Here is a 24079-nt window from a genome sequence, read left to right as displayed (position 1 = left end):
CATGTATAAATATGACCGATACGACCAAGCGATGGTCGATGCCCGCGTTGCCGAATTTCGCGATCAGGCGCAGCGACGCCTCGAAGGCAAATTGAGCGAGGACCAGTTCAAGCCGCTGCGGCTGATGAACGGGCTCTATCTGCAGCTGCACGCTTATATGTTGCGTGTCGCGATCCCCTATGGGACGCTCAACAGCACGCAGATGCACGCGCTAGCCGATATTGCGGACAAATATGACCGCGGTTACGGGCACTTTACCACGCGGCAGAACATCCAGTACAACTGGATCAAACTGGAAGATGCAGGCGATATTCTTGCCGATCTGGCCAAGGTCGAAATGCATGCGATCCAGACCAGCGGGAACTGCATCCGCAATATCTCGTCCGATCACTTCGCGGGCGCTGCGCAGGATGAGCTGGTCGATCCAAGGCCTTACGCCGAGTTGCTCAGACAATGGTCGAGCTTCCACCCTGAATTCATGTATCTGCCGCGCAAATTCAAAATCGCGGTGATCGCCAGCGATACCGACCGCGCGGCGATGCGCCTGCACGATATCGGCATCCAGATTGTCGAGCGTGGCGGCGAGATCGGTGCGAGCTTCTATGTCGGCGGCGGTATGGGCCGCACTCCGATGATCGCGCCCAATATCCGCGAATTTGTTCCGCTCGATCAGCTGATCACATATTCCGAAGCCTGCCTGCGTGTGTACAACCGCTATGGCCGGCGCGACAATAAGTACAAAGCGCGGATCAAGATCCTCGTCCATGAATTGGGCGCAGAAGAATACACGCGTCAGGTCGAGGAAGAGTTCGCACATTTGCTCGAGCAAGGCATCGAACCGCCGATTGCCGAACTTGAACGGATCAAGCCCTACTTCGCCGATCCGGCATTTGAAGACGGCGTGAAAACCGTTGATCGCAGCGATCCCGATTTCGCGCTCTGGATCGACCGCAATACGCATCGCCACAAGCATGACAGCTATGTCAGTGCAGTGATCAGCCTGAAACCCGTCGGCGGCATTCCGGGCGATGCCAGCGCTGAGCAAATGCATTTGATGGCGGACCTCGCCAAAGAATACAGCTTTGACGAACTGCGCGTGATGCACACGCAAAACATCGTCCTGCCGCATGTGAAAATCGCCGATCTGCATGCGCTTTGGACCAAGCTGGATGCCGCAGACCTCGGCACCCCCAATCTCGACCAGATTGGAGACATTATCGCGTGTCCCGGTCTCGACTATTGCAGCCTTGCCAATGCCCGCTCGATCCCGCTGGCGCAGAAGATTTCCGAGCGCTTTGCCGAGAGCGGCAAACAGGACAAATTGGGCGAGTTGAAGCTCAAGATTTCCGGCTGCATCAACGCCTGCGGGCATCATCACGCGGGCCATATCGGCATACTCGGCGTCGATAAGAAAGGCGTCGAGAATTACCAATTGTCGCTCGGCGGCAGCGAGGCGGAGGACACCGCGCTCGGCAAAATCACCGGACGCGGGTTCGATGAAGAAGGTGTTATTAACGCGGTCGAGACCGTGACCGACGTTTACCTTGCGCAAAAGGAGGACGGGGAGCGCTTCCTCGATACTTATAATCGCATCGGCATGGCCCCTTTCAAGGAGGCTCTCTATGACTGATTTGGGAACAAGCCCTGATGGCGTTCAATTCCGCTTCCGCGATGATGAAATGGTCGATCATGCGAGCGTGACGGTCGACTCATTCCTAGAGCAATCCAACTCATCCGCTGTTCGCATTGAGCCGGGCGATGATGCGCGCGATTTGCTGCCACATCTGGACCGTATTGCGCTCGTCGAAGTGAACTTCCCCGTTTACGGCGATGGTCGCGGCTATTCGGCTGCGCGCATCCTGCGCGAGGCGGGCTACGCGGGCGAAATCCGCGCGGTCGGCGATGTTCTCGTCGATCAACTGAACAATATGCGCCGCTGCGGTTTTGATGCGTTCCAGCCCGATGTGCCGATGAACGAGGCGGACGCACAGGCCGCTCTCGACACATGGCCCGAGGTCTATCAAGCGACCACCGATGGGCGGAACCCGATCTGGAACATCCGTCACGGAACCAGGCACCATGAATGATATGCGCGCCATCGCCAGAGACATAGATCGCATCGATACGGGGCCACGCTTTTCCGATGATGATGCTGTTCGCCTGAACCGGATGTTCCGCGGGCAGGATACGCACGAAATGCTGCGCAATATGATCGAAGACGATATGGTCGGCGATCTTGCGACAGTTTCCAGCTTCGGCGCGGAAAGCGCTGTTTTACTGCATCTTATCAGCGAAGTCGCGCCCGATCTTCCGGTGCTGTTTCTCGATACGGGCAAGCATTTTGACGCCACATTGGCTTATCGCGACGAGATCGTCAGCAAGTTCGGCCTGACCAATCTGCGCAATCTGACACCGGACGAGCAAACGCTCGCCGCAAAGGACGAAACCGGACTGCGTTGGTCTTATGATCCGGACGGCTGCTGCGAAATTCGCAAGGTTATTCCGCTTGCGGGCGCGCTGGCCGATTTTGATGCGACGCTGACAGGCAGGAAGGCTTTTCAGTCCGCCACGCGCGCCAATTTGCCGCGATTTGAAGTGGATATATCCGACTCTCAAGGCCGCCTCAAGATCAACCCGCTGATCGATTGGACTGCTGACGATATCCAAGCCTATTTCGAAGAACACGACCTGCCGCGTCACCCGCTGGTGGAACAGGGCTATCCGTCAATCGGCTGCGGACCCTGCACCAACAAAGTCGCGCCGGGCGAGGACCCGCGCTCTGGCCGTTGGAAAGGTTGGGACAAAACCGAATGCGGTATCCACACCCCAGTCGGCGAGGATGGCGAGCTGCCGCCCGGTTTCGATCCGGCGTTCTAAAACCAACCCTGCTTGCGATACCAATCAGCGGTCGATTTCAGCCCTTCGCGTGACGGAATCGTGGGCATCCACACGTCGCGCGGAACGGCCTTATCTGTCCGCGCAACCCAGTTGGGATGACACATATAGCCAACCCGATCCGCGGTTAGCTTAGCCTTATCGCCGCGCAGCAATCGATCCGCTTTCGCGGCGCTCGACAGGACAAATTTCGGAAAATGCGGCGTAAACACTTTTCGCCCCATCGCTTCACCAATAGCCTGCGCCATTTCCTTGTGCGACCAACCGCCGACGCGGCCATCATCTGGCTCGAACATTTTCCGCCGGACCTTGGATGACGAGGGGACCAGAGCAAGTAACAGCTTCGCCAGATCATCGACGTGGATTAGCGATGTCGCCCCGCCCGGAGGCAAGGGAACCACCCCAAACCGCGCGCTGTTGAACAGTTCGAACATATCATTGTCGCGCGGCCCATACACAGCGGGCGGGCGGACAATGGTCCAGTCCAAGCCGCTCGCTTCAACCAGTTTCTCGGCGGCGAGCTTCGACGCGCCATAGTGCGACAGCTCAGGCTTTCGCGCGGACAGTGACGATACAAACACGAGCCTGCTAACCTTCGCCGCTTTGCACGCATCGATCACGGCCTGTGTACCGGTGACATTGGCAGCTTCAAATTCGACCGGGTCGGGCGTGTTAGTCAGACCGGCAATATGGATCATCGCTTCCGCGCAGTTTGCCAGTTTTCCAAGCGCAGCATGGTCGGCAAGATTGCCTTCTACCCAATCGACGGTGGGTCGATCCGCGGGCACCTTTCGGGCCAACGCTCGCACGCTAGTATCTTGACGCGCCACCGCATCAAGCACCGCCTGCCCGACAAAGCCGGTTCCACCCGTGATTGCGATGGTTCTGGTCACAGGTGCACCATATGGTCGCGATGGACCACGGCGGCGCGCGGCGTATAGCCCAGCTTCGCCGCCTGATCACCTTCGCGCAAGCCAAGGATCGCACGGCATTCATCGGCGGAATATTCGACAAGCCCCTGCCCCAACCGCTCTCCTTTCGAGCCATGGATGCTGACAAGGGCACCGCGTTCAAATTCCCCTTCTACTTCGGTCAGACCCGCAGCAAGCAAGCTTGCACCGTTCCCCAGCGCTTCGACACATCCCCCATCTACGGTCAGTACGCCTTCGGGGGCCAACCTTCCGCCAAGCCAAGCTTTGCGCGCCGTATCACTGCGTTGCGGTAGAAACAGCGTTCCGCGGTCCGCCTTAATCGCTGCGGCGATCGGTCTGTCTTGCGTACCATTGATGATTGCCAGTGTGATCCCCGCACGCTCCGCAATACGAGCAGCCTGCAATTTCGCCAGCATCCCTCCGGAACCCATGCCAGACGACGATTCCACGGTCGCCATCGCGATGATCTCTGGCGACACGCCCTCTACCGTTGCGATCAATTTCGCTTCAGCTTCATCCGGGTCGCGATCATACAGACCATCAACATCTGAGAGCAGCAGAACAGCATCCGCACCCGCTGCCTGCCCAATCCGTGCAGCCAACCGATCATTGTCACCAAAACGGATTTCTTCGGTCGCGACGCTGTCATTCTCGTTTACCACGGCCACTACCCCCGCCTCACGCAAGCGCGACAATGTCGAGGAAGCGTTCAGATAGCGTTTTCGTTCTTCGAGATCGTCGAGCGTCACCAGCATCTGTGCCGCAGGAATATCGTGCCCTTCGAGCACGTCGGACCAAAGCCTGGCGAGTGCAATTTGGCCCACCGAAGCCGAAGCCTGTGCATCCGACAGGCTAGCCCGGCCGCCCTTCGGCATTTTCAACCGGGCCGCGCCAAGCGCAATCGCGCCCGAGCTAACGACAATGACATTCTGCCCGCGCGCGCGCATTTCTGCGATTTCACTAACCAACCCGTCAAGCCACGCGCGGCGCGGGTCGCCATCAGCATTGACCAGTAACGCCGATCCGATTTTCAGGACCAGCGTGCTGCACTGATCCGAATTGGTTAATCCGCCAAGAGTGTCGATTGTCATGGCAAGCAGCGTAACGTGCGTCAGATGTTTTTAGAAGCGCGCCGGTGATTAGAAATCAAATGGGCGACCAAGGCTTCTCTTCGTCAACCGTTTCTTCTTCAGCTGCATTGGTCTCTGTCGAAGTGCGATCAGGCAGGTAGGACAGGACTGCGTTCAGTAATTCCTCCATCCCATCACCTGTAGCGCCGGACACAGCGAACACGCGCTCTGCACCCGCTTGTGCGAGTTCTTCTGCGAACCCCGCAACCAGCTCGCCATCGGCCAGATCGGTCTTGTTGAGGGCAATGAGCTGTGGTTTGTCGACCAAGCCTTCGCCATGCGCGGCAAGTTCGTCTTGGACCGTTTTCATCGCTTCTGCCGGATCTGGTCCGGCGATATCGACCAGATGGATCAACACGCGGCAGCGTTCAATATGGCCGAGGAACCGGTCGCCGATCCCCGCCCCATCGGATGCGCCCTCGATCAGACCAGGAATATCCGCGATCACAAACTCGCGGCCCTTGTGATGTACCACGCCGAGCTTGGGAACCAGCGTGGTAAAGGCGTATGCGCCGACTTTGGCCTTGGCATTGGTGATCTGGTTGATGAAAGTCGATTTACCCGCATTGGGCAGGCCCAATAGGCCGACATCGGCAAGCAGTTTCAGCCGCAGCCAGACCCACATTTCCTCGGCAGGCTCCCCAGGCTGATGCTGGCGAGGCGCACGATTTGTCGAGCTTTTGTAACTCGCATTGCCGCGACCACCTTTGCCGCCTTCAAGAAACACAACCTGCTGCCCTACTTCGGTGAAGTCAGCGAGAATCTCTTCCTTGTCTTCCGACAGAACCTGCGTGCCGACCGGTACTTTGATGACCAGATCATCCGCACCGCCACCTGTGCGGTCGCGGCCCATACCATGGCCGCCGCGTTTGGCTTTGAAATGCTGCGCATAGCGGAAATCAATCAGCGTATTCAGGCCTTGCTCGGCCTCGAAAATGATATCGCCGCCTTTGCCGCCATTGCCGCCATCCGGGCCGCCATATTCGACATATTTCTCACGCCGAAAGCTAACAGCCCCCGGGCCGCCTTGGCCGGACTGCAGGTATATCTTGGCTTGGTCGAGAAAGTGCATGGACGCGCCTTTAGGACCATTGGCCGTGATTGGCTAGCAGTCACACATCTCGATCAGATCACTCGATACCTTTACCGACATCATCGCCACCACCCGATTCCTCTTCGTCAGGTGTTGGCTGAACAACAGGATTGCTCACAAAGACCGGTTGGGTCGAAGGCGCCGGAGCAGGCACTGTCACATCGGTGCTCGCGGGATCCTGCGACAGCGTGAAGCCGGGCGTTATACCCGCGCTATCCGGTGCCAAAATCGCAACGGGTTCGCTTGGTGATGGCAGAGTGATCGACGGATCGGCAGCACTCGGCTCGACCGAGCTGACTGCGGGATAGGCGATATTCGGTGTCGCCATCGTGCCAACTGTACCAGCGGGCGGCGACGTGGCCGGCGCTGGCGTGATGGCCGATGCGGTCGAAGCAGAAGGCGGAACATCGACCGTGTAAATCGTCGCATCCGGCGCGGTGGACGGGCCGACTGGCGATGGGCCCATTGTCTGGGTTGCACCCATCCCGGTTGCTTGGTCAACATCCTGCGCCGGAACGAGTTGGCCCACGCTGCTCGCGACAACGGGGACAGGCTTGGGCGCATATTCGGCGTCCCATTCGGTCACATCAATTTGATACTTTTCATATGATGAATAAAAATTGTCGAACACCTGCTCGATACGGGGCAAATTGATGCTCGCAAACAGCTCCAGTTGACCGACTTCCACCGCTAGCGAGTCGTTGGCTATCTGCGTAGCTGTTCGACAGAACTGTCCCTTTGCTGGCGGTAGCGCGTAGTAATTATATACCTGCGTCATATAGCCATCATATTCCGCACGATAGGATCTGCCGTAGTCCTCACGATACTGCGCAAGGATCGAGTCACTAGTACGGCGCAGCTTGTTCCGGTGCCGTTCCAACAAAGTACGGTAAGCTGGCAGGATTGAAGCATATTGCGGATCAAGGCAATTGAGCGCGGCAACGTTGAGCGCAGAACGCAAATTCCACAGCGTTTGCGGCTTTGTCAGTCCGTAATTAACAGTCCGGCGCAAACCGTCGCTGCCGCGCGGCGGGATATACATGCCGAGTGCCGCGCTTCCTGGTGGCACCGGACGCGGCGGTATCACTTTAACAACCGGTGGAGGTGGCGGAGGCGGCGGTGGTGGAGGTGGCGGAGGCGGCGGTGTCACACAGCCAGCCAGCATTGTTAAGCCGATTACCGCCGATACAAGGCGGATTTTAGATTTGTTCGTCGCGAACATTCAGGGCCCTCCAAAGCCGATAATCCGTATCCGTTCGATACGTTCCCACACCCTGCCTTACGCTGGTATGAAGAGGAACCCTAACCTTTGCTTGGCGCAAAGAAAATGCCCGGAATGCAATTGGCATCCCGGGCACGTTCATGTGAGTCAAATATGCGACAGTTCGTTATTCGCGGCTTCCCAGAAAGCGCAGCAGGAACATAAACATATTGATAAAGTCGAGATACAGGCTCAGCGCGCCGAGAATGATCGACTTCTGCGCCCATTCGGTGCCGCGGAAGTGGAAATATTCAGCTTTCAAGCGCTGTGTATCATAAGCTGTGAGACCCGCGAAAATCAGCACTCCAATCGCCGCGATCGCCAGTTCCAGACCGGGCGAACCAATCAGGAATGCGTTAAGCAGCGATGCAATAATCAGGCCGACGACACCCATAATCAGGAAGCTGCCGAAGCCGGACAGGTCTTTCTTCGTGGTGTATCCCCACAGGCTGAGACCCGCAAACGCACCCGCTGTTGCGAAGAATGTCACCGCAATGGAATCAGCGCTGAATTGTAGAAAGATGGTGGACATCGACACGCCCATCACTGTCGCAAACGACCAGAACATCACTTGCAAGGCACCGGCGCTAAACTTGTTTGCACCAAAACTCATGAACAGGACAAAAGCCAGTGGAGAAAGCGCGACCACAAACCAGAGGCCAGTCCCAAAGATCGCCTGAGTTACGCCCGTCGCAACAGCAGCGAGCGCGACAATACCTGTCAGCAGCACGCCTGATGCCATGTAATTATAGATCGAGAGCATATGCTTGCGCAGGCCCTGATCCATTACGGTGTTATCGGCGACTTCGCCATAACTACCCGGCGTCGTACCGAAGTCGGTGCGATCGCCCCGAGGTTCGTTCCAATTAGCCATTTCGATCCAAACTCCTTATTCCGAAACCCCGATAGGCTCCGGCTCTGACATCAATATCGGTGTTTATTCGCCATTTTTCAAGGGAAACCGGACTCTCACTGCCGCTGAAAATTAACCATTTTTCCGATTTTCGCCGCGTGCAGCCTCGGCCATCTCGGCTCCGCGGTCTCTTGCGGCGCGTAAAGTCTCGGTCATGAGAGCATTCAAAGCGCCGCTCTTATCGAGCACATCAAGGCCTTTTTGCGTCATTCCGCCAGGGCTGGCGACACGCTGGGCAAGCTCTTTCGGGGAATATTCCGATGCGGCCGAAAGTGCCCCGGCCCCCTCCACCATAGCAACAGCGAGGCGGGCCGCCTGATCTTCCGGCAGGCCGAGGCTGGCTGCTCCCGACGCAAGTGCATCGGTGAACCGATAAACAAAGCCCGGACCCGATCCGGCAAGTGCAGTGACCAGATCAAAATGCGCCTCATTCCCAAGCCACTCCGCTGTGCCGATATCGCTGGCGAGCTGAGTGACAGCATCCCGATGCTCGTCTGACAGGCCGGCAGCGATCAGCGCATTGGGCGATTTACGCAGCGCCGCCGCCAGATTGGGCATAAAGCGGACAATTCCGGCTGCGCGCGGGAACCGCAATGTGTAGCTCTCCAATTCATTACCAGCGAGAACTGAAATCAGAACAGTATCTGGTCCCAAAATGGGCTCTAGGCCCTCTGCGACATCATCGACCATATGTGGCTTCACACCCAGCAGCACAGCATCGAAATGTCCTGTCGGCCATTTATTATGAACCTTCAGCCCGTGCGCAACTTCACCTGTTCGCGGATGGTAGACCTCGAAGCGCGAAGGATCGCTGCCGGCGGCAAGCCACCCCTCCACCATCGCACCAGTCATGGTGCCGAACCCAACGATCAAAATTTTGTCGAATGCCATAGCACGCCTTTTTATGAGGCTATCAGCTAAGCCTCGCCCGAGGTATCTACAAGAGCGCTTTCGAGAGCATCATCGGGTGATTTGTCGCCCCACAGTACGAATTGAAATGCAGGATAGAACCGGTCGCATTCCTCGACTGCCGTTTCAACCAGCGCCTGTGCCTGATCGAGGCTGAGCATCCCGTCTGACCCCAGCATCGCGCCATTGCGATATACCAACACGCCGCCTTTTGACCAAACATCGAAATGACCGAGCCATATCTGCTCATTGACCAGTGCCAGAAGTTCAACCGCCGCGCTGCGCTTTTCCTTGGCAACCCGCACATCGGGCAGACAAAGCAGTTGTAGGACGTTGTCTTCCGCGCGCCAAATTGCCCGCAGCTGATACTTTGCCCAGCTGCCTTGGATCTCACCGGCAATTTCTTCCTTGGATTCTGCCTTGAACGGCCACCCACGCGCCTCGAACAATGCCGCCAACATATCTACCGGCGCAGCGTCATCATTGGCTGACAAAGTGTGCGTTGTCGCTCTCATCTGGGGGTGCCGTTCCGCATAAGTGCCGAGATGCAGGTCCCACGCGGCAAGCGCAATCTGTTGCCCGTCTAGCGCTGGGGAGAAGTCATCTTGCCTGTTCAAAGCTTGTGCAAAAGCATTCTTGCGGTGCTCAGATTGATCGACAAGCTCGATCAGAGCGTATCGATTTCCTGCCCTTCAGGGCTGGTAAACGTAAAGCTGTCTACGCCACCTTCTTTCAGCGAATTCATCGCATTACGTGCGGCTTTCGCACTGGGATACGGACCCGCAAGCAAACGATTCGACTCTCCCCATGACGTTACGAAGGGCGAAAGATCGCCCAATATGTCGGGCGCCTTCCCGCTGATCCGCCGCCAGTCGAATTTGAGCGCACTGCGGTCCCGGCCAGTGGCAATTTGCACCCAGAAGCGGCGCGGATGCTCGGGCGCCTTGGGTTCGGCTTTGGGCTCCGGCTTCTTCTCAACTTCGCGCGGCGGTTTGATCTTGGTGATATCAACGCCGCCGGTGGGTGTCGCACGCCTTTGTGGGGCCTCCGCGAAGCTTGCGAACGCGTCGGCGACGCTCTTGGCCTCTGCCTCTTCTTCGGCATCGACCGCGCCTACCGGCGTGCCAGCGAGCGCATCGGACGTCACCACACGATTCTCCGCGACTTTTGCCAGATCAAAGCCCGGCGAAGGCAGCGACGCAGCAGGTGATGGCCCGGCAGACGAAGGCGCGGTATCAACTCGCTCTATCGGCGTTGGTGCGACGCCAGAGACCGAAGCGATCCTAGCTGATTGAGCAACCGTTGCTGCGGGCAGTGTCGTTACTACTTCTCTCGGCGTCAATTCACCCGATTTGCTGCCGGCTGGATCGGCTGCCTGTAACGGCGGACTCGATGCGGGCGTCTCCGTAGCGACCTCAGGAACTCCAATCGAGGCACGCGAATCGTCAGCAGGCGTGTCGCGGCGCGCCATTACGCGGCGCGGGGGCACTGTCCGGGATGATGGATCGGACGCTGCTGTCCGGTTCGCACGCGTAATCCGCGCTGCTCGGGCCTCGCTCCCTCGCGGTTGAGCGGTGTCCTTTAACGCGCTGCGTCCACGATCCGGGCGGCGGCGCGGGCTCGTTGTGTCAACGCGCGGACCGAGAGGCTCACCTTGTGGGGCCAGGCGCGCATCAGTATTGCGCGCAGCGGCATTGTTCCCCGTATATTGCGCAATTTGCGGTGTATCTCGGCCAATCTGTGCGGCACGCGGGAACGCGCCAAAATTGGCCGCTGCAGCCTGCTGGGCCTTGGTCAGACGCGGCATGTAGCGCAGATATGGCGAAATCCGGGCAGAGAGATTCTGCGGCATCACGGCCTCGGCAATGGCAATCGCCTCCTCCTCGTCGCCCAGGATTGCCAGGCCGAACGCACGGGTTCGATAGGAGGAGAAATCTTGCTTCTCGATCAGAGGGGCCAGCACCGCTTCGAATGCCCTGCGGTCCCCCGCGATCGCATGGCTCAGCGCAAAGCGTCTGCGCGTTTCGGCATCGTCATTCTGGCTCAGGGCCTGCCGATAAAAACCCATCGCTGCGCTATTGTCGCCAACCAAATCGTAAGCCAGCGCTCTATCACCCGCGAGAGATCCGGTGGATGCGCCGGCTGCTTGCGCCGCGTCGAACAATGCGAGCGCTTCTATCGGTCGTTGCTGCCGGACATAGGCGCCTGCCAGACCCACCTTTATCCGCGGATTGTCGGGAGAAAGCTCTTCTGCCCGGCCGAAAAAGCCGATGGCCGCGTCGATATCGCCGACCGCAAGCGACGCTTCACCCGCCTCGATCAGCGCATTCACATTTTGCGAATTGCGCGACAGGCTCCTGAGCGCGGTGTTGAGACGGATAACATCCGGGGACGGCAAGGGCTGAACCACCGGCTGCGAGACCGTGTTCACGGATTGTTGCGCATGAAGCGGCGCCGCAACCAAGCCAGCGGCCAGCGCCAATGCAGATAGCTGAAGACACCGCGCTATGCGGCGATATCCGGTTTTCGTCGATAAAGTTTCGACCGAGACTGGCATAATGTCCGTTCCAACACTGCGCCAGTTACGCGCAGTTCCAAATGATACGCTTTGGATATGGGCGCATCCGGCTGAACCGCAACCGAACTGACCGTCAACCGGCCCGATTATGCGATTACTGGTTGTTCTGACGCCCTAGGAAACGCGGAATATTAAGCGCCCCGCCATCCTTGTCGTCCTCGTCCTCATCTTCATCCCCGTCTTCATCCGAAGAATGTGAGCCACGTGAGAGATTGGCCATGCGTTCGAACAATGTGCTTCCGGCACCGGCACCGCCGCCAGTGCCATCTCCGCCAGAGACCAGACCGCGACGCTTGCCAGTTGGAGACTGCACGGGCTCGTCTTCTTCGGCCAGCTTATCTGCGTTCAAAAGAAGCTCATCCTGTGCGGACGAACCTTCCGCTGCTTCTGCAGGCGCAGCGTCAGCATCGCCGCCTGCCTCTGCATTCAAATCCAGCGGTTCATCATCAGCCGCCACTTCAGGGTCATCGCCCCAGTCGGGCTCTTCCTGTTGCCCTTCAGATTCCGGGTCGCTCGCAAATCCGCCACCATCAGCGGGATTGGCATGCGCGCTGTCATCAGCAGGATCGGCAATTTGTGTTTCCTCTGGCTCATAGGGTTCCGGAATATCCTGCCGCAAACCAGCGAGCGGATCTACGATACCATCGACATCGCCGTCGTCTTCCTCAACATCTTCATGGACTTCGTCGCTCAAATCCAAACCGGCAAAGGCTGCTGGCTGTGTCGCAGGTTTTTCCCCTTCAATTTCCTCATCTTCGGGAAGCTCGAGAACCGGACGCTTGGGCGCACGCGATGCGCCGAGCGACAACGAATGTGTTTCGCCGCTGGCATCAACCACGCCAGAACCTGCCTCGATACCCGTCGCGACGACCGAAACGCGGATTTTGCCGTCAAGGTCAGGATTGAATGCCGACCCCCAAATAATGTTGGCATCTTCGTCCACCAGCTCGCGGATATGATTGGCAGCCTCGTCGACTTCGAGAAGCTTCATATCCTCGCCGCCAATGATCGAGATGATGACCCCCTTCGCGCCCTGCATCGACACGCCATCAAGCAGCGGGTTGGCAATAGCGCGCTCGGCAGCTTCGAGTGCGCGGTTCTCGCCCTCTCCTTCGCCGGTGCCCATCATTGCCTTGCCCATTTCCTCCATCACCGATTTCACATCGGCAAAGTCGAGATTGATGAGGCCGGGCATGACCATCAGATCGGTGATTGAGCGAACGCCCTGCTGCAAAACTTCGTCAGCCAGCTCGAAGGCCTGCTTGAAAGTCGTGTCGGCTTTCGCGACCAGGAACAGGTTCTGGTTAGGAATAACAATCAGCGTATCGACGTGCTTCTGCAACTCTTCGATACCGGCTTCCGCCGCGCGCATCCGGCGCGTGCCTTCGAACAAGAATGGCTTAGTGACGACGCCCACGGTCAAAACACCCTTGCGACGCGCCGCTTCGGCAATCACCGCGGCTGCACCGGTGCCTGTACCCCCGCCCATACCGGCAGCAATGAACAGCATATTCACGCCATCCAGCGCGTCTTCAATTTCAGATACCGTTTCTTCTGCGGCTGCCTTGCCGACTTCAGGACGCGCACCTGCGCCAAGGCCGCCCGTGATATCGGGGCCAAGCTGGATGCGTGCGTCGGTCGCCGCTGTGTTAAGCGCCTGCGCATCGGTGTTGGCGACGATGAAATCGACGCCTTCGATCTCCGCCGCGATCATGTTGGCGATGGCATTGCCGCCCGCGCCGCCAACACCGATTACGGTGATTTTAGGGCGAAGCTCGTCAGATGCTGCGGGGCCAATATTAATGCTCATGGGGTGTCCCTCCAAGGGATTGTGCGCAATTTAAAATACCGTGAACTGGCTTGGCACAAACCGATTCGGCGGTGAATCGGAAAATTCCGCTTATCCACAGTGGTTAATTTAGGGGATTTCACTTAGAAATACTCTTTCACGGCCCGGAATATGCGATTGACCATCGCCGATCCGCTGACCTTGACCGTTTCCTGGTGTGTCGGATCAATCGCGCGAATGTCCACCGGATCATCCGCTGCATACAGGCACAGACCCGAAAGCGTCGCAAAACCGGGCGTAGCATGCGCCTCTGGCAGCCCGCGCAATGTCGGTGCTTTGCCGATGCGAACGGGGCGGCCCAAGGCGCTTTGCGCGAACTCTGCGATGCCCGCCAATTCCGCGCCGCCTCCGGTAAGGACGACCTGATTACCGCGCGCGCCGGCAAAGCCCATCTCCTTGAGAGCTTTACCAATTTCATCGGTTAGCCGCGAGAGTTGCTCGGTAACAATCGAGACGAGTTCCGCTCTTGGGATACGATTTTTGTCGTCAGCGCCGCGCGCAGTAATTGTGACCGCCTCATCTCCCGGACCGCCAATCGGGATCATCTCGCGGTGATCGGTCGGGCTGGCGATAGCAGATCCGGCGACGCATTTGAGCCGCTCGGCCTGGAACCGCCGAATACCAAAGGCAGAAGCAATCGCGTCGGTAATGTCAGCTGCACCAAGCGGGATAGCCTTTAAGCCGAGCAACATGCCAGCGGCGTAGAGCGACACATTGGTAACTTCGCCGCCGATTTCGATCAAAGCAGTTCCAAGCTCGCGCTCTTCAGGACTGAGGCATGCATGGCCCGCTGCAATTGGGGCGGCGACAACGCTTTCGACGTCCAGATGCGCGTTCTGCACAGCTTCGATAAGGTTACGCACGGGCGCGCCATCAGCCAGCATGACGTGGACATCGACGCCTAAGCGTTCGGCATGGAGGCCTTTCGGATTGGCGACACCATGCGCGCCATCCAGTGTGTAATGCGCGGGCTGCGCATGCAGGACCATCCGGCCATCTGGCTGAATGCTGTCACGTGCATGAAGCAGCAATTGCTCGATATCTTCTTCTTCAATCCGGCGGCCGCCGATTTCGATTTCAACTTTGGCAATCTGGCTGGCCAGTCCCGCGCCTGCGCAGCCGATCCATACGCTCGACACGCTGGTGCCCGCATTCTTCTCGGCGCGCTCGACGGCATCGCGGATCGCGTAGGTCGCGGCGGTCATATCGGTGATGTAGCCGCGTTTAATCCCTTGGCTAGCGCGGTGCCCTGAACCAAGCACAATCATCTCGCCCGTTTCGGACAAGCCCATAATCATCGCGGAGATGCGGAAAGACCCGACATTGACCGCGCCATAGACCTTACTGATGCGTGGCAGTGCCATTAGCTTCCACCATTCATATCGAGCGTTTGATCCGAGCGACCGGGGATGCGCATATAAATCCGCTCTGGCGCGCGCATGTCGAAGGTTGCGACCTTACCGCCAATCAAACGGCTTTTCCCGTCCAGCCGGGCAAACGCTACCAAAGCGCTAGATGCTTCCTTTTCGCCTTGCGGCAAAGCGAGCACTTGATCCGTCGCAAATGTAAGGTTCCAGCGGCGGTTGCCGATCCATTCAGCCTTACCGATCTGTGGCTTTAAGGCGGGAGCAGCATCGAGCAGATCGGTCAAAGCCGTAACCTGCTTTTTCGCGCCGGGACCGGTCACGATGAGCATTCCTTTGGCGTTGGCCTGCGAGATTGGTTCCAGCTCTTCACCTGTGGGATCGATTAACACCAACCGGTCGGCCTTCGCCAGCACGGCATGCGGTGTGCGTTCAACGATATCAATCACCAAGCGGTCAGGCAGTTGCCGCGATACCCGGGCATCTTTTACCCAATTCAGCTCAAGCAAATCCGCGCGAATGGCTTCAAGATCGACCAGCGGCATGGGTTGATCCTGCTCTCCCAAAACCCTGTTGTATATCTTGAGTTCATTCATCCGTTCGACGCCGGTAACACTCACATGTCGCACCTCAAAGCCTGCTTTCGATGCAAAACCGGCAATCTGCTGCTGCGCCATCGCCGGGACGCCCGCAAGGCTCGCCACAAACCAAGCCAGAGCGACTGCGCCGCCAATGATGATGGCCAAGAAAACGCGGTGCAATTGCTCTTCGGTGAAAGGCAATATCGCCATCGCCGAATCCATGACCGAACTTGTGTGCGCCCTCGCCTTGCGCGCGGTGTTGGCGCGGCCCTTGGCAGCTGCCGAACGGCGCACGCCTTTCGCTTTGCGTTTAACTGTCGCCATGGGCGTTTCCTTTGGTTTTCTTTTCTTCGGCCACCCGAAGCGCTTCGGCGACAATGGCTTCCACCAGATCGCCGTAATCCATCCCGCAATATTTGGCCTGCTCGGGCACAAGGCTAAGCGGCGTCATGCCGGGCTGGGTATTGGTTTCGAGGATAAACAGGCCCTGTTCGCCCTGTTCATCATCCCAGCGAAAATCAGTGCGGCTGGTGCCCTTACATCCGAGAACCTTATGCGCACCAACCGCATAATCGAGGCACAAGGCCATGATATTATCCGGAATATCGGCGGGACAAATATGGTCGGTCATCCCGTCAGTATATTTCGCCTCGAAATCGTAGAAGCCGGATTTGGGCACGAGTTCGGTCACGGTCAGCGCCCGGGGGCCATTTTCGCTGTCGATCACCGCAGTGGTCAGTTCGCGGCCCTTGATGAAGGGTTCGGCGAGCAGGCTGTCGAATTGCTGCCATGGGCCGACCGCATCACGCTGGATCGGCTTTCCATAGTTGCTTTCATCAGTGACTATGGCAACGCCAACCGATGATCCTTCATTGACCGGCTTCAGCACATAGGGGCGCGGCAGAGGATCGCCCTCATACAGATCTTCACTCCGCACGATACGCCCACCCGGCATGGGAATACCGGCAGGGACCAAGGCTTGCTTGGTCAGCTCTTTATCAATCGCGATTACCGAGGTCGCGAGACCCGAATGCGTGTAAGGAATACCCATCAGATCGAGCATACCCTGCACAGTACCGTCTTCACCGGGAACGCCATGCAGCGCATTGAACACGACATCGGGCGCAGCCTCAACGATGCGCGCGGCAACCTGCCGGTCCATATCGATCCGCGTAACTGTATGGCCGCGCTCTTCAAGAGCATCGGCAATTCCATTGCCCGACATGAGCGAAACCGAGCGTTCATTCGCCCAACCACCCATCAAGACTACGATATGGAGTTTAGCAAGAGTCATGCCCGGCCCACCCGCTGAATTTCCCATTCAAGCTCCACCCCACAATGCGCATAGACGCGGCGGCGAACTTCTTCACCGAGCCCTTCAATGTCAGCGCTGGTCGCGTCGCCGGTGTTGATCATAAAATTGGTATGTTTCTCGCTCACTTGCGCGCCGCCCATCATCAATCCGCGACAACCGGCTTCATCGACCAATTGCCAAGCCTTTTGGCCGTCCGGATTCTTGAACGTCGAGCCTCCGGTCTTGGTTCGCAGCGGCTGCGAGTTTTCGCGGGCTTCGGCAATCCGGTCCATTTCCGTGCCGATCTCTTTAGGGTCACCGGGTGTACCTTGGAAACGCGCCGATACGACTACCGCCCCATCGGGCAGAGCAGAGTGGCGATAGGTGTATTGCAGATCAGCAGCAGGCAGCGTGACCAACTCGCCGCCCGGCAGGATCACATCGCAATCGATCAGAATATCGGACACTTCGCGGCCATAGGCGCCGCCATTCATCCGCACGAACCCGCCGACCGTGCCGGGGATACCGCGCAGAAATTCCAGACCCGCCACACCCGCATCGCGCGCGGTGGACGACACTAAGATACCGCTCGCTCCGCCACCACATGACAGGATGCAATCGTCCAAAGCCTCTGCTTTGGAGAACGGTTTGCCGAGGCGGATCACTATGCCGGGCACGCCGCCATCGCGAACAATCATATTGGAGCCGAGGCCCAAGGCCATTACCGGCAGTTGACCATCCAAACGCGCGAGAAATTCCGTCAAATCATCCAGATCGGCAGGCTCGAACAGCCAATCCGCGTGGCCGCCAGCCTTGAACCAGACCAGCTTTGCCAAAGGCGCATCGGCCGTCAGTTTGCCGCGAATACCCTCGATCGGCACTGGCGCAGAAACAGCCCCTTCAACCTCCGAAGAAGGCGCGCCGCCGCGATCATTCATTGCCCAGTCGTTATGCTGCCGAAAGTTCATTGGCGCGCCGCCTCCACCGCGTCGGCCAGACCGGCTGCCCATTTGGTGATATCACCCGCGCCGAGGCAAACAACCAGATCGCCCGCACCCACTTCCGCAGCGAGGGTCTTGGCAAGTTCACCTTGGTCAGCAACGGTCGCAGCGGAACGATGCCCGAGCGATTTAAGCCCTTCTACAAGCGAGTTCGAATTCACGCCCTCAATAGGGTCTTCACCCGCTTCATAGACGGGCGTCACATAGACTTGATCCGCATCGTTAAAGCAGCTTTGGAAATCATCCATCAGATCGTTGAGACGTGTATAGCGGTGCGGCTGCATGACCGCGATGACTCGGCCTCCAGAGCCCGCAGTAACGCTTTCGCGCGCGGCACCGAGCACCGCTTTAATCTCAACCGGATGGTGCGCGTAATCATCAATGATCGTTGCACCCGCGACATTGCCGACTTTGGTGAAGCGGCGGCGGACCCCGCCAAATTCACTGAAGCCGCCAACGATCACATCATCGTCGCACCCCATCTCAATGGCGACTGCGATCGCGGCGAGCGCATTTTGGACATTGTGGCGGCCCGGCATCGGTAGTTTCACGCCTTCGATCCGGCGATCTTGCTCACCGCGTTGACGGACAACCACGTCGAACACATTGCCGCCGTCGACAGGCCGCACATTCACGCCGCAAATGTCAGCTTGGAGCGAGAAGCCGTAGGTAACCACACGCCGATCGCGGACTTTGCCGACCACTGCCTGAACTTCAGGGTGGTCGATGCACAGGATCGCTGCACCATAGAACGGAACGTTATGAATAAACTCGACAAATGCGTCCTTCACACCGTCGAAATCGCCATAATGATCGAGATGCTCGGGATCGATATTGGTGACGACGGCAAGCGTGCCATCCAGCCGTAGGAAGCTGCCATCGCTCTCATCGGCCTCGACAACCATCCAGTCGCTGTCGCCCAGCCGCGCATTTGAACCATATTGCTCGATAATCCCGCCATTGATCACGGTCGGATCGACATTCCCGCTATCGAGCAAGGCCGCAATCATGCTGGTAGTGGTGGTTTTGCCGTGCGTCCCGGCGACCGCAATCGTGCTTTTCAGCCGCATCAGCTCGGCAAGCATTTCCGCCCTGCGAACGACCGGAATCCGGTTTTCAAGAGCGTGCGCGACTTCAGGGTTCGTCCGCTTCACGGCGGTCGAAATCACGACTACCGCCGCACCTTCTACATGCTCTTTCTCATGCCCGATGGCGACCGCGATGCCGCGTTCGCGCAAGCGCAGAACGCTCGGCCCTTCCGCCATGTCGCTGCCCTGCACCGTGTAGCCAAGATTGTGCATCACCTCGGCGATGCCCGACATGCCAATGCCGCCAATGCCGACGAAATGGATCACGCCTATGTCAGTGCCAACGCCCTTCATTCTGCCACATCCTTGGTTGCGCCGGTAGGAACATGCGCTGTTTGCTTGGCACCGCTTGTCTTGTCCGCGCCAACGCGGATGACGTCCATCATATCCGCGCCGCCAAAGCTCTCCATCAAATCAGCGAGATCCTTCACAGCGTCGGGCCGCCCGCAATTCCATGCCGCGTGAGCAGCGGTTGCGAGCGTTTCCGGACGCTGGGCCAATGCTTGGATTTGCTTGCAGATATCTTTCGCGAGCCTCTGCAGTATATCCGCCTGGGCAACCCGGATCTTATTACCCTTGGTCTCGCCATAATCGTCGGGATTCTTGACCGTCATCATTGGTTGACGAATGGCCCGCGCTCCTCCTGACCTGGTCATCTCAAGGGTGTTAGCGGTTTGATGGTCATCCGTGGCGATAGGAAGCGGGAGCAGGATCGCGGGACGACCAGCCGCAGTAAGCTCTGCAATTGAAGACGCTCCGGCACGACCAATAAACAGATGCGCATCCGCGAGACGCGCCGCCATATCTTCAAAATATGTCCCCAGCTCGGCCGGGATATCATATTGCTTGTACTTTTCGCGTACCGCGTCGAGGTCTTCCGGGCGGCATTGCTGCGTAACCTGCAAGCGCGAGCGCAGCGCAGGCTGCAACATCGACAGCGCATCGGGAATGACTTCGGACAGGATACGCGCGCCCTGACTTCCGCCGATCACAAGAATGCGAAGCAGTCCGTCCTCGGTGAAGGCGGGGAATGGTTCATCGCGCAATTGCAAAACTTCGGGCCGCACGGGATTTCCGACCAGATGGACTTTGCCAGAGTACTTGTCCTTGAGGCGCTTGATTTCCGGATAGGCGGTAGCAATCGCTTGTACGCGGCCTGCGAGCAGACGGTTCACTCTGCCAAGCACGGCATTCTGCTCGTGCACCAGACTTGGAATTTCCGCCGAGGTGGATGCTAGCAAGGCCGGCAATGCAGGATAGCCGCCAAAGCCGATCACAGCGCTTGGCCCGAAACTTTCGAACAGCCGCAGCGCCATCTTGCGACCTTCCATGACTGCGCGAAAGCCCTTGATCCAATTGAGCGGGTTCTTGCCGAACCGGCCTGCTGGCAGGACATGCGCTGGCAAAAAGTCCGGCTTACCCGGAATATTCGCGCCGCGCTCATCCGTGATCAGCGCGACATGATGGCCTCGCCGCTCCAACTCGGTTGCGAGCGCAAAAGCGGGGATCAGATGCCCGCCTGTACCGCCTGCTGCCAAGACATAATGTTTGTTCGCGCCGCTCATGTGCGGGTTTCCTTTACCGGCAAAATCTTGCGCAGCCCCGGGGTCTCGCGGGTCAAGAACGGGTTTCTGCGCGTAATCGCCAACAATAGGCCGACTGTAAGACAGACCGCAATGGTCGACGAACCGCCGTAGGACACCAAGGGCAGCGTCATACCCTTGGACGGAAACAGCTGCAGATTGACCAAAATATTGATGAATGCCTGCCCGACGATCTGCGTGACCAACCCTGCCCCGGCTAGGAGCGCAAACAGGTTTTCCTCATCCGCAAGGCGCACCAGCACCCGCGCAATAATCGCGAGGTAGAGGATGACCACCAGCGCGCACACGATCAGGCCGAACTCTTCGCCGATGACAGAGAAGATATAATCCGTATGCGCCTCCGGCAGATTAAGTTTGCGCACACCGAGCCATAGCCCGCTGCCAGTCCAGCCGCCCGCTAGCAATGTCCGCTGCGCCAGATCGACCTGGTCAAACGCCGTCCCACCACCAAGAAATGCATCGATCCGGTTCCGGGCATTGTCGTAGAGAAAATAGGTCGCGGTAAAGGCCGCCACACCGGCGCCGATAAGGGCGCCAATGCGCTGGATTGAAACGCCTGAAAGCAGCACAAGCACAAACCACACTCCGCCGAACAGCAACGTAGCACCCAAATTCGGCTGCAGCATCAGCAGCACGCCGACGAAGCCCATCAGCCCGCTGACGATAGCGAGCACCGGCAGGTTCGGATCACGCAAGCGCCACGACAAAATCCACGCCAATGCAACCGCGAAACCCGGCTTCAAAAACTCGGATGGCTGGAAACGCATACCCAGGTTGATCCAGCGCTTGGCCCCGTTCACTTCGTAGCCGAGCACGGGAACCAAGATCAGCAAGAACAGCGCCCCCGCAGCCACCAGCACACCAAGCCGCCGCGCATTGTCACGAGACAACATCGACGCGCCGATCAGTGTCACAATGCCGAGGAACTGCCACTTCAAATGTGCCCAATAGAAATACAAATCGGGTAGCGTCACATCAATGGTTGATAGTCGCCGCGCACTCGCTGGCGATGCCGCCGCAACCGCAGCCGTCCCAAACGCCATCAATAAAAGGATCAGGAACAGCAGCACGCGATCAATCTCGCGCCACCAGATTTTGAGTTCTGCCCGCTTCGAACTTTGGAAACGCTCGGACGATGCCATTCGCTCTCCGATACGCGGGACATAGGGTTGAGTGGTATTCATGCCGCGGCATCTCCCCCGTCATCGGTCAGCATGTCGACGATCTGGCGGAAATGCTCGCCGCGTCGTTCGTAGTCGCGGAACTGGTCGAAACTGGCACAGGCAGGCGAGAGCAAAATGATGTCGCCCGGCTTGGCCGCTTCGACCGCGCGCCGTGTCGCGTCGCATAGCAATTCGCAATTGCGGACAGGAACTTTCCCCTGCAGCAATTCTTCGAAGCGCGGCCCGGCCTCACCGATGGTGTAGGCAGCTGCGACATTGCCCAATTGGTCAGCGCATTCGCCCAGGCCGTCTTCTTTCGCGAGACCGCCAACGATCCAATGAATGCGGGGATTGGCTGCAGGTGGAAAGGCAGCGAGGGCAGGCGCGGCCGACGCCTGATTGGTCGCCTTGCTATCATTGATAAACAGCACACCTCGATGCTCGCGGATGACTTCCATCCGGTGCGGCAAGCCCGTAAAGCTTTCGAGCGCCGCGTGCCACTGGTCCGATGTGACGCCAAGCTCTTCAACCAGCGCAACGGCAGCGGCAATATTCTCAAGATTATGCGGCCCTTGCAACGCCGGCGCGCGATCCTGAATGCCTTTCAGCGAAACCTTGTCGACGCATTTGACACGGCCATCTGCGCGGCGTGCGGCCTCGGCCGCTTTGACTGCGCTAGTCGGCGCATCAGCGCATCCGAATACTGCGAATTGTCCCGCACCTTGCATTGCGAACAATCGCCCTTTGGCGAAAGCATAGCTTTCGAAACCGTCATAGCGATCGAGATGATCTGGTGTGATATTGAGCAGTGCCGCCGCTTCACATGCCAGTGAGCGGGTCAGATCGATTTGATAGCTGGACAGTTCGAGGACATAGACACCGCCTTCCGGTAGCGGCTCCTCGCCCAGGATCGGCACACCGATATTCCCGCCCATGCGCGAAGGGATGCCGGCCTGTTCGAGAATATGAGTAACCAGAGCCGTCGTTGTCGATTTGCCATTGGTGCCGGTAATTCCGACAACCTTGTGCGACGGCAGATTGCCCCGCGCCAACGCGAACAGTTCAATATCGCCAATGATAGGTACGCCGAACTTCGCGGCATGCTCTGAAATAGGATGCGTGTTAAGCGGCACGCCGGGCGAAACGACCACACCGTCAAATCCGGTGAGGTCGATTTCCAGCGGATCAGCAATGTCTGCCCTGCCGGCAAGCTTGTCACGCGCCACATCCTGCCGGTCCCACGCGGTGATCTGCGCCCCGCTTGCAAGCAGCGCTTCTGCCGCCGCAAGGCCCGATCGCGCGAGGCCGAGAATGGCATAGCGCTTGCCGTTAAAGACGGGAGAAGTGATCATCTGATTTTCAGCGTAGCCAACCCTGCAAGTGCGAGAACGATGGAGATAATCCAGAAGCGGATAACCACGGTCGATTCCGCCCAGCCCTTCTGTTCGAAATGGTGGTGGATCGGCGCCATGCGGAAAATCCGCTTGCCGGTGCGCTTAAACCAGAAGACCTGGATGATAACCGAAGCGGTCTCTGCCACGAATAGTCCGCCGATAATCAGCAGAACGATTTCGTGATGGCTGGCAACGGCAATCGCGCCCAGCGCACCGCCTAAAGCCAAGCTGCCGGTGTCGCCCATAAAGACCGCCGCTGGCGGCGCGTTGAACCATAGGAAGGCAAGACCGCCGCCCATGATCGCCGCGCACAGAATCGCTAATTCACCGGCACCCGGAACATGCGGGATACCGAGATATTCTGAGAAGTCGGCGCGCCCGACCAGATAGGCAATTATGGCCAGAGTTCCTGCAGCGATAATAACCGGCATCGTTGCGAGGCCATCCAACCCGTCAGTCAGATTAACGGCATTACCGAAACCAACAATAACTGTTGCTGCAAACACATAGTAAAACGGGCCGAGCGGGATCGATACGTCGGACAAGAACGGGACGTAAAGATTGGTATTGATCTGGCTCACGATAAGCCATGAAGCAATGCCTGCTACGATGAATTCCATGAGCAGGCGCACTTTGCCCGAGACACCTTTGTGGCTGGCCTTGGTCACTTTGTCATAATCGTCGAGGAAACCAATCAGGCCGAAGCCAACCGTCACGCCCAAACAGGCCCATACAAACGGATTGCGCAAATCCATCCATAGCAGCATCGACAGCACCAACGCGATCAGGATCATCAGTCCGCCCATCGTTGGGGTACCTACTTTGGCCTGATGCGATTGCGGGCCGTCGGCACGGATCGGTTGGCCCTTGCCTTGGCGGACGCGTAGCATGTTGATGAAGCGTGGGCCGATAATCAGGCCAATAATTAGAGCGGTGATGAGTGTCGCACCGGACCGGAAGGTCTGGTAACGGATGAGGTTGAAAACCCCTTCAAAATTCAGCCACTCGGCGATCAAATAGAGCATTCAGG

The 24079-nt window shown here is 58.2% G+C and carries 21 protein-coding genes; 3 read left to right on the top strand and 18 right to left on the bottom strand.

Annotated features, from left to right (window positions below):
* The first annotated feature begins 1 nt into the window (after nucleotide 1).
* The 3 genes from GRI35_RS06435 to GRI35_RS06425 are packed head-to-tail and all read left to right on the top strand — an operon-like array spanning nucleotide 2 to nucleotide 2877.
* Nucleotides 2-1630: a nitrite/sulfite reductase gene (locus GRI35_RS06435; protein ID WP_160613397.1), complete on the top strand. Its 1629-nt coding sequence runs from the start codon at nucleotides 2-4 to the stop codon at nucleotides 1628-1630.
* Nucleotides 1623-2087, top strand: coding sequence for a DUF934 domain-containing protein (locus GRI35_RS06430; RefSeq protein WP_160613396.1), 465 nt, complete (start codon nucleotides 1623-1625; stop codon nucleotides 2085-2087). The genes GRI35_RS06435 and GRI35_RS06430 overlap by 8 nt, the downstream gene beginning before the upstream one ends.
* A gap of 1 nt (nucleotide 2088) precedes the next feature.
* The gene (locus GRI35_RS06425; RefSeq protein ID WP_407985155.1) at nucleotides 2089-2877 is read left to right on the top strand and encodes a phosphoadenylyl-sulfate reductase; all 789 of its coding nucleotides are present in this window, start codon (nucleotides 2089-2091) and stop codon (nucleotides 2875-2877) included.
* Here the strand turns inward: GRI35_RS06425 and GRI35_RS06420 are convergent.
* The 18 genes from GRI35_RS06420 to mraY form a co-directional block, all read right to left on the bottom strand.
* Nucleotides 2874-3788 (bottom strand): NAD-dependent epimerase/dehydratase family protein, encoded by a 915-nt coding sequence (locus GRI35_RS06420; protein WP_160613394.1) that lies wholly within the window; start codon nucleotides 3786-3788, stop codon nucleotides 2874-2876. The genes GRI35_RS06425 and GRI35_RS06420 overlap by 4 nt on opposite strands.
* A complete protein-coding gene (gene proB, locus GRI35_RS06415; protein ID WP_160613393.1) occupies nucleotides 3785-4918 on the bottom strand; it encodes a glutamate 5-kinase in 1134 nt (377 codons plus the stop codon). The genes GRI35_RS06420 and proB overlap by 4 nt, the downstream gene beginning before the upstream one ends.
* Before the next feature lie 55 nt (nucleotides 4919-4973).
* Nucleotides 4974-6029: a GTPase ObgE gene (gene obgE / locus GRI35_RS06410; protein ID WP_160613392.1), complete on the bottom strand. Its 1056-nt coding sequence runs from the start codon at nucleotides 6027-6029 to the stop codon at nucleotides 4974-4976.
* 58 nt (nucleotides 6030-6087) lie between these two features.
* Nucleotides 6088-7272, bottom strand: coding sequence for a hypothetical protein (locus tag GRI35_RS13700; RefSeq protein WP_202390523.1), 1185 nt, complete (start codon nucleotides 7270-7272; stop codon nucleotides 6088-6090).
* A gap of 166 nt (nucleotides 7273-7438) precedes the next feature.
* Nucleotides 7439-8185, bottom strand: a complete 747-nt coding sequence (locus tag GRI35_RS06405) for a Bax inhibitor-1/YccA family protein (RefSeq protein ID WP_160613391.1) — start codon at nucleotides 8183-8185, stop codon at nucleotides 7439-7441.
* Between the two features lie 111 nt (nucleotides 8186-8296).
* Entirely contained in the window at nucleotides 8297-9115 is an 819-nt protein-coding gene (locus GRI35_RS06400) for a pyrroline-5-carboxylate reductase family protein (RefSeq protein WP_160613390.1), read from the bottom strand.
* Nucleotides 9116-9141: 26 nt separating this feature from the next.
* Nucleotides 9142-9648, bottom strand: a complete 507-nt coding sequence (locus GRI35_RS06395; protein WP_160614789.1) for a type III secretion system chaperone family protein — start codon at nucleotides 9646-9648, stop codon at nucleotides 9142-9144.
* Between the two features lie 152 nt (nucleotides 9649-9800).
* Nucleotides 9801-11564: an SPOR domain-containing protein gene (locus tag GRI35_RS06390; RefSeq protein ID WP_328598425.1), complete on the bottom strand. Its 1764-nt coding sequence runs from the start codon at nucleotides 11562-11564 to the stop codon at nucleotides 9801-9803.
* A 241-nt stretch (nucleotides 11565-11805) separates the two neighbouring features.
* Nucleotides 11806-13521: a cell division protein FtsZ gene (gene ftsZ / locus GRI35_RS06385; RefSeq protein WP_160613388.1), complete on the bottom strand. Its 1716-nt coding sequence runs from the start codon at nucleotides 13519-13521 to the stop codon at nucleotides 11806-11808.
* Between the two features lie 122 nt (nucleotides 13522-13643).
* A complete protein-coding gene (gene ftsA, locus GRI35_RS06380) occupies nucleotides 13644-14924 on the bottom strand; it encodes a cell division protein FtsA (protein ID WP_160613387.1) in 1281 nt (426 codons plus the stop codon).
* Nucleotides 14924-15829, bottom strand: coding sequence for a cell division protein FtsQ/DivIB (locus GRI35_RS06375; RefSeq protein WP_160613386.1), 906 nt, complete (start codon nucleotides 15827-15829; stop codon nucleotides 14924-14926). Before GRI35_RS06375 ends, ftsA begins: the two co-directional genes overlap by 1 nt.
* A complete protein-coding gene (locus tag GRI35_RS06370; RefSeq protein WP_160613385.1) occupies nucleotides 15816-16799 on the bottom strand; it encodes a D-alanine--D-alanine ligase in 984 nt (327 codons plus the stop codon). Before GRI35_RS06370 ends, GRI35_RS06375 begins: the two co-directional genes overlap by 14 nt.
* On the bottom strand, nucleotides 16796-17767 hold the full coding sequence (gene murB / locus GRI35_RS06365) for a UDP-N-acetylmuramate dehydrogenase (RefSeq protein WP_160613384.1): 972 nt from the start codon (nucleotides 17765-17767) through the stop codon (nucleotides 16796-16798). The genes GRI35_RS06370 and murB overlap by 4 nt, the downstream gene beginning before the upstream one ends.
* Complete coding sequence (gene murC, locus GRI35_RS06360; RefSeq protein WP_160613383.1) at nucleotides 17764-19182, bottom strand: UDP-N-acetylmuramate--L-alanine ligase; 1419 nt, start codon at nucleotides 19180-19182, stop codon at nucleotides 17764-17766. The genes murB and murC overlap by 4 nt, the downstream gene beginning before the upstream one ends.
* On the bottom strand, nucleotides 19179-20453 hold the full coding sequence (locus GRI35_RS06355; RefSeq protein WP_160613382.1) for a UDP-N-acetylglucosamine--N-acetylmuramyl-(pentapeptide) pyrophosphoryl-undecaprenol N-acetylglucosamine transferase: 1275 nt from the start codon (nucleotides 20451-20453) through the stop codon (nucleotides 19179-19181). The genes murC and GRI35_RS06355 overlap by 4 nt, the downstream gene beginning before the upstream one ends.
* Entirely contained in the window at nucleotides 20450-21676 is a 1227-nt protein-coding gene (locus GRI35_RS06350; protein ID WP_160613381.1) for an FtsW/RodA/SpoVE family cell cycle protein, read from the bottom strand. The genes GRI35_RS06355 and GRI35_RS06350 overlap by 4 nt, the downstream gene beginning before the upstream one ends.
* Nucleotides 21673-23007: a UDP-N-acetylmuramoyl-L-alanine--D-glutamate ligase gene (gene murD, locus GRI35_RS06345; protein WP_160613380.1), complete on the bottom strand. Its 1335-nt coding sequence runs from the start codon at nucleotides 23005-23007 to the stop codon at nucleotides 21673-21675. Before murD ends, GRI35_RS06350 begins: the two co-directional genes overlap by 4 nt.
* Complete coding sequence (gene mraY, locus GRI35_RS06340) at nucleotides 23004-24074, bottom strand: phospho-N-acetylmuramoyl-pentapeptide-transferase (protein ID WP_160613379.1); 1071 nt, start codon at nucleotides 24072-24074, stop codon at nucleotides 23004-23006. The genes murD and mraY overlap by 4 nt, the downstream gene beginning before the upstream one ends.
* Nucleotides 24075-24079 lie beyond the last annotated feature (5 nt).

The organism is Pontixanthobacter aestiaquae (assembly GCF_009827455.1).
GTDB lineage: Bacteria > Pseudomonadota > Alphaproteobacteria > Sphingomonadales > Sphingomonadaceae > Pontixanthobacter > Pontixanthobacter aestiaquae.
The sequence above is the reverse complement of the archived record's forward strand: the minus strand, read 5'-3'. Positions and strand labels throughout refer to the sequence as shown.

Coding starts and splice junctions, on each gene's coding strand:
- GRI35_RS06435 (WP_160613397.1), top strand. CDS start 2: ATGTATAAATATGACCGATACGACCAAGCGATGGTCGATGCCCGCGTT.
- GRI35_RS06430 (WP_160613396.1), top strand. CDS start 1,623: ATGACTGATTTGGGAACAAGCCCTGATGGCGTTCAATTCCGCTTCCGC.
- GRI35_RS06425 (WP_407985155.1), top strand. CDS start 2,089: ATGCGCGCCATCGCCAGAGACATAGATCGCATCGATACGGGGCCACGC.
- proB (WP_160613393.1), bottom strand. CDS start 4,918: ATGACAATCGACACTCTTGGCGGATTAACCAATTCGGATCAGTGCAGC.
- obgE (WP_160613392.1), bottom strand. CDS start 6,029: ATGCACTTTCTCGACCAAGCCAAGATATACCTGCAGTCCGGCCAAGGC.
- GRI35_RS13700 (WP_202390523.1), bottom strand. CDS start 7,272: ATGTTCGCGACGAACAAATCTAAAATCCGCCTTGTATCGGCGGTAATC.
- GRI35_RS06405 (WP_160613391.1), bottom strand. CDS start 8,185: ATGGCTAATTGGAACGAACCTCGGGGCGATCGCACCGACTTCGGTACG.
- GRI35_RS06400 (WP_160613390.1), bottom strand. CDS start 9,115: ATGGCATTCGACAAAATTTTGATCGTTGGGTTCGGCACCATGACTGGT.
- GRI35_RS06395 (WP_160614789.1), bottom strand. CDS start 9,648: ATGAGAGCGACAACGCACACTTTGTCAGCCAATGATGACGCTGCGCCG.
- ftsZ (WP_160613388.1), bottom strand. CDS start 13,521: ATGAGCATTAATATTGGCCCCGCAGCATCTGACGAGCTTCGCCCTAAA.
- ftsA (WP_160613387.1), bottom strand. CDS start 14,924: ATGGCACTGCCACGCATCAGTAAGGTCTATGGCGCGGTCAATGTCGGG.
- GRI35_RS06375 (WP_160613386.1), bottom strand. CDS start 15,829: ATGGCGACAGTTAAACGCAAAGCGAAAGGCGTGCGCCGTTCGGCAGCT.
- GRI35_RS06370 (WP_160613385.1), bottom strand. CDS start 16,799: ATGACTCTTGCTAAACTCCATATCGTAGTCTTGATGGGTGGTTGGGCG.
- murB (WP_160613384.1), bottom strand. CDS start 17,767: ATGAACTTTCGGCAGCATAACGACTGGGCAATGAATGATCGCGGCGGC.
- murC (WP_160613383.1), bottom strand. CDS start 19,182: ATGAAGGGCGTTGGCACTGACATAGGCGTGATCCATTTCGTCGGCATT.
- GRI35_RS06355 (WP_160613382.1), bottom strand. CDS start 20,453: ATGAGCGGCGCGAACAAACATTATGTCTTGGCAGCAGGCGGTACAGGC.
- GRI35_RS06350 (WP_160613381.1), bottom strand. CDS start 21,676: ATGAATACCACTCAACCCTATGTCCCGCGTATCGGAGAGCGAATGGCA.
- murD (WP_160613380.1), bottom strand. CDS start 23,007: ATGATCACTTCTCCCGTCTTTAACGGCAAGCGCTATGCCATTCTCGGC.
- mraY (WP_160613379.1), bottom strand. CDS start 24,074: ATGCTCTATTTGATCGCCGAGTGGCTGAATTTTGAAGGGGTTTTCAAC.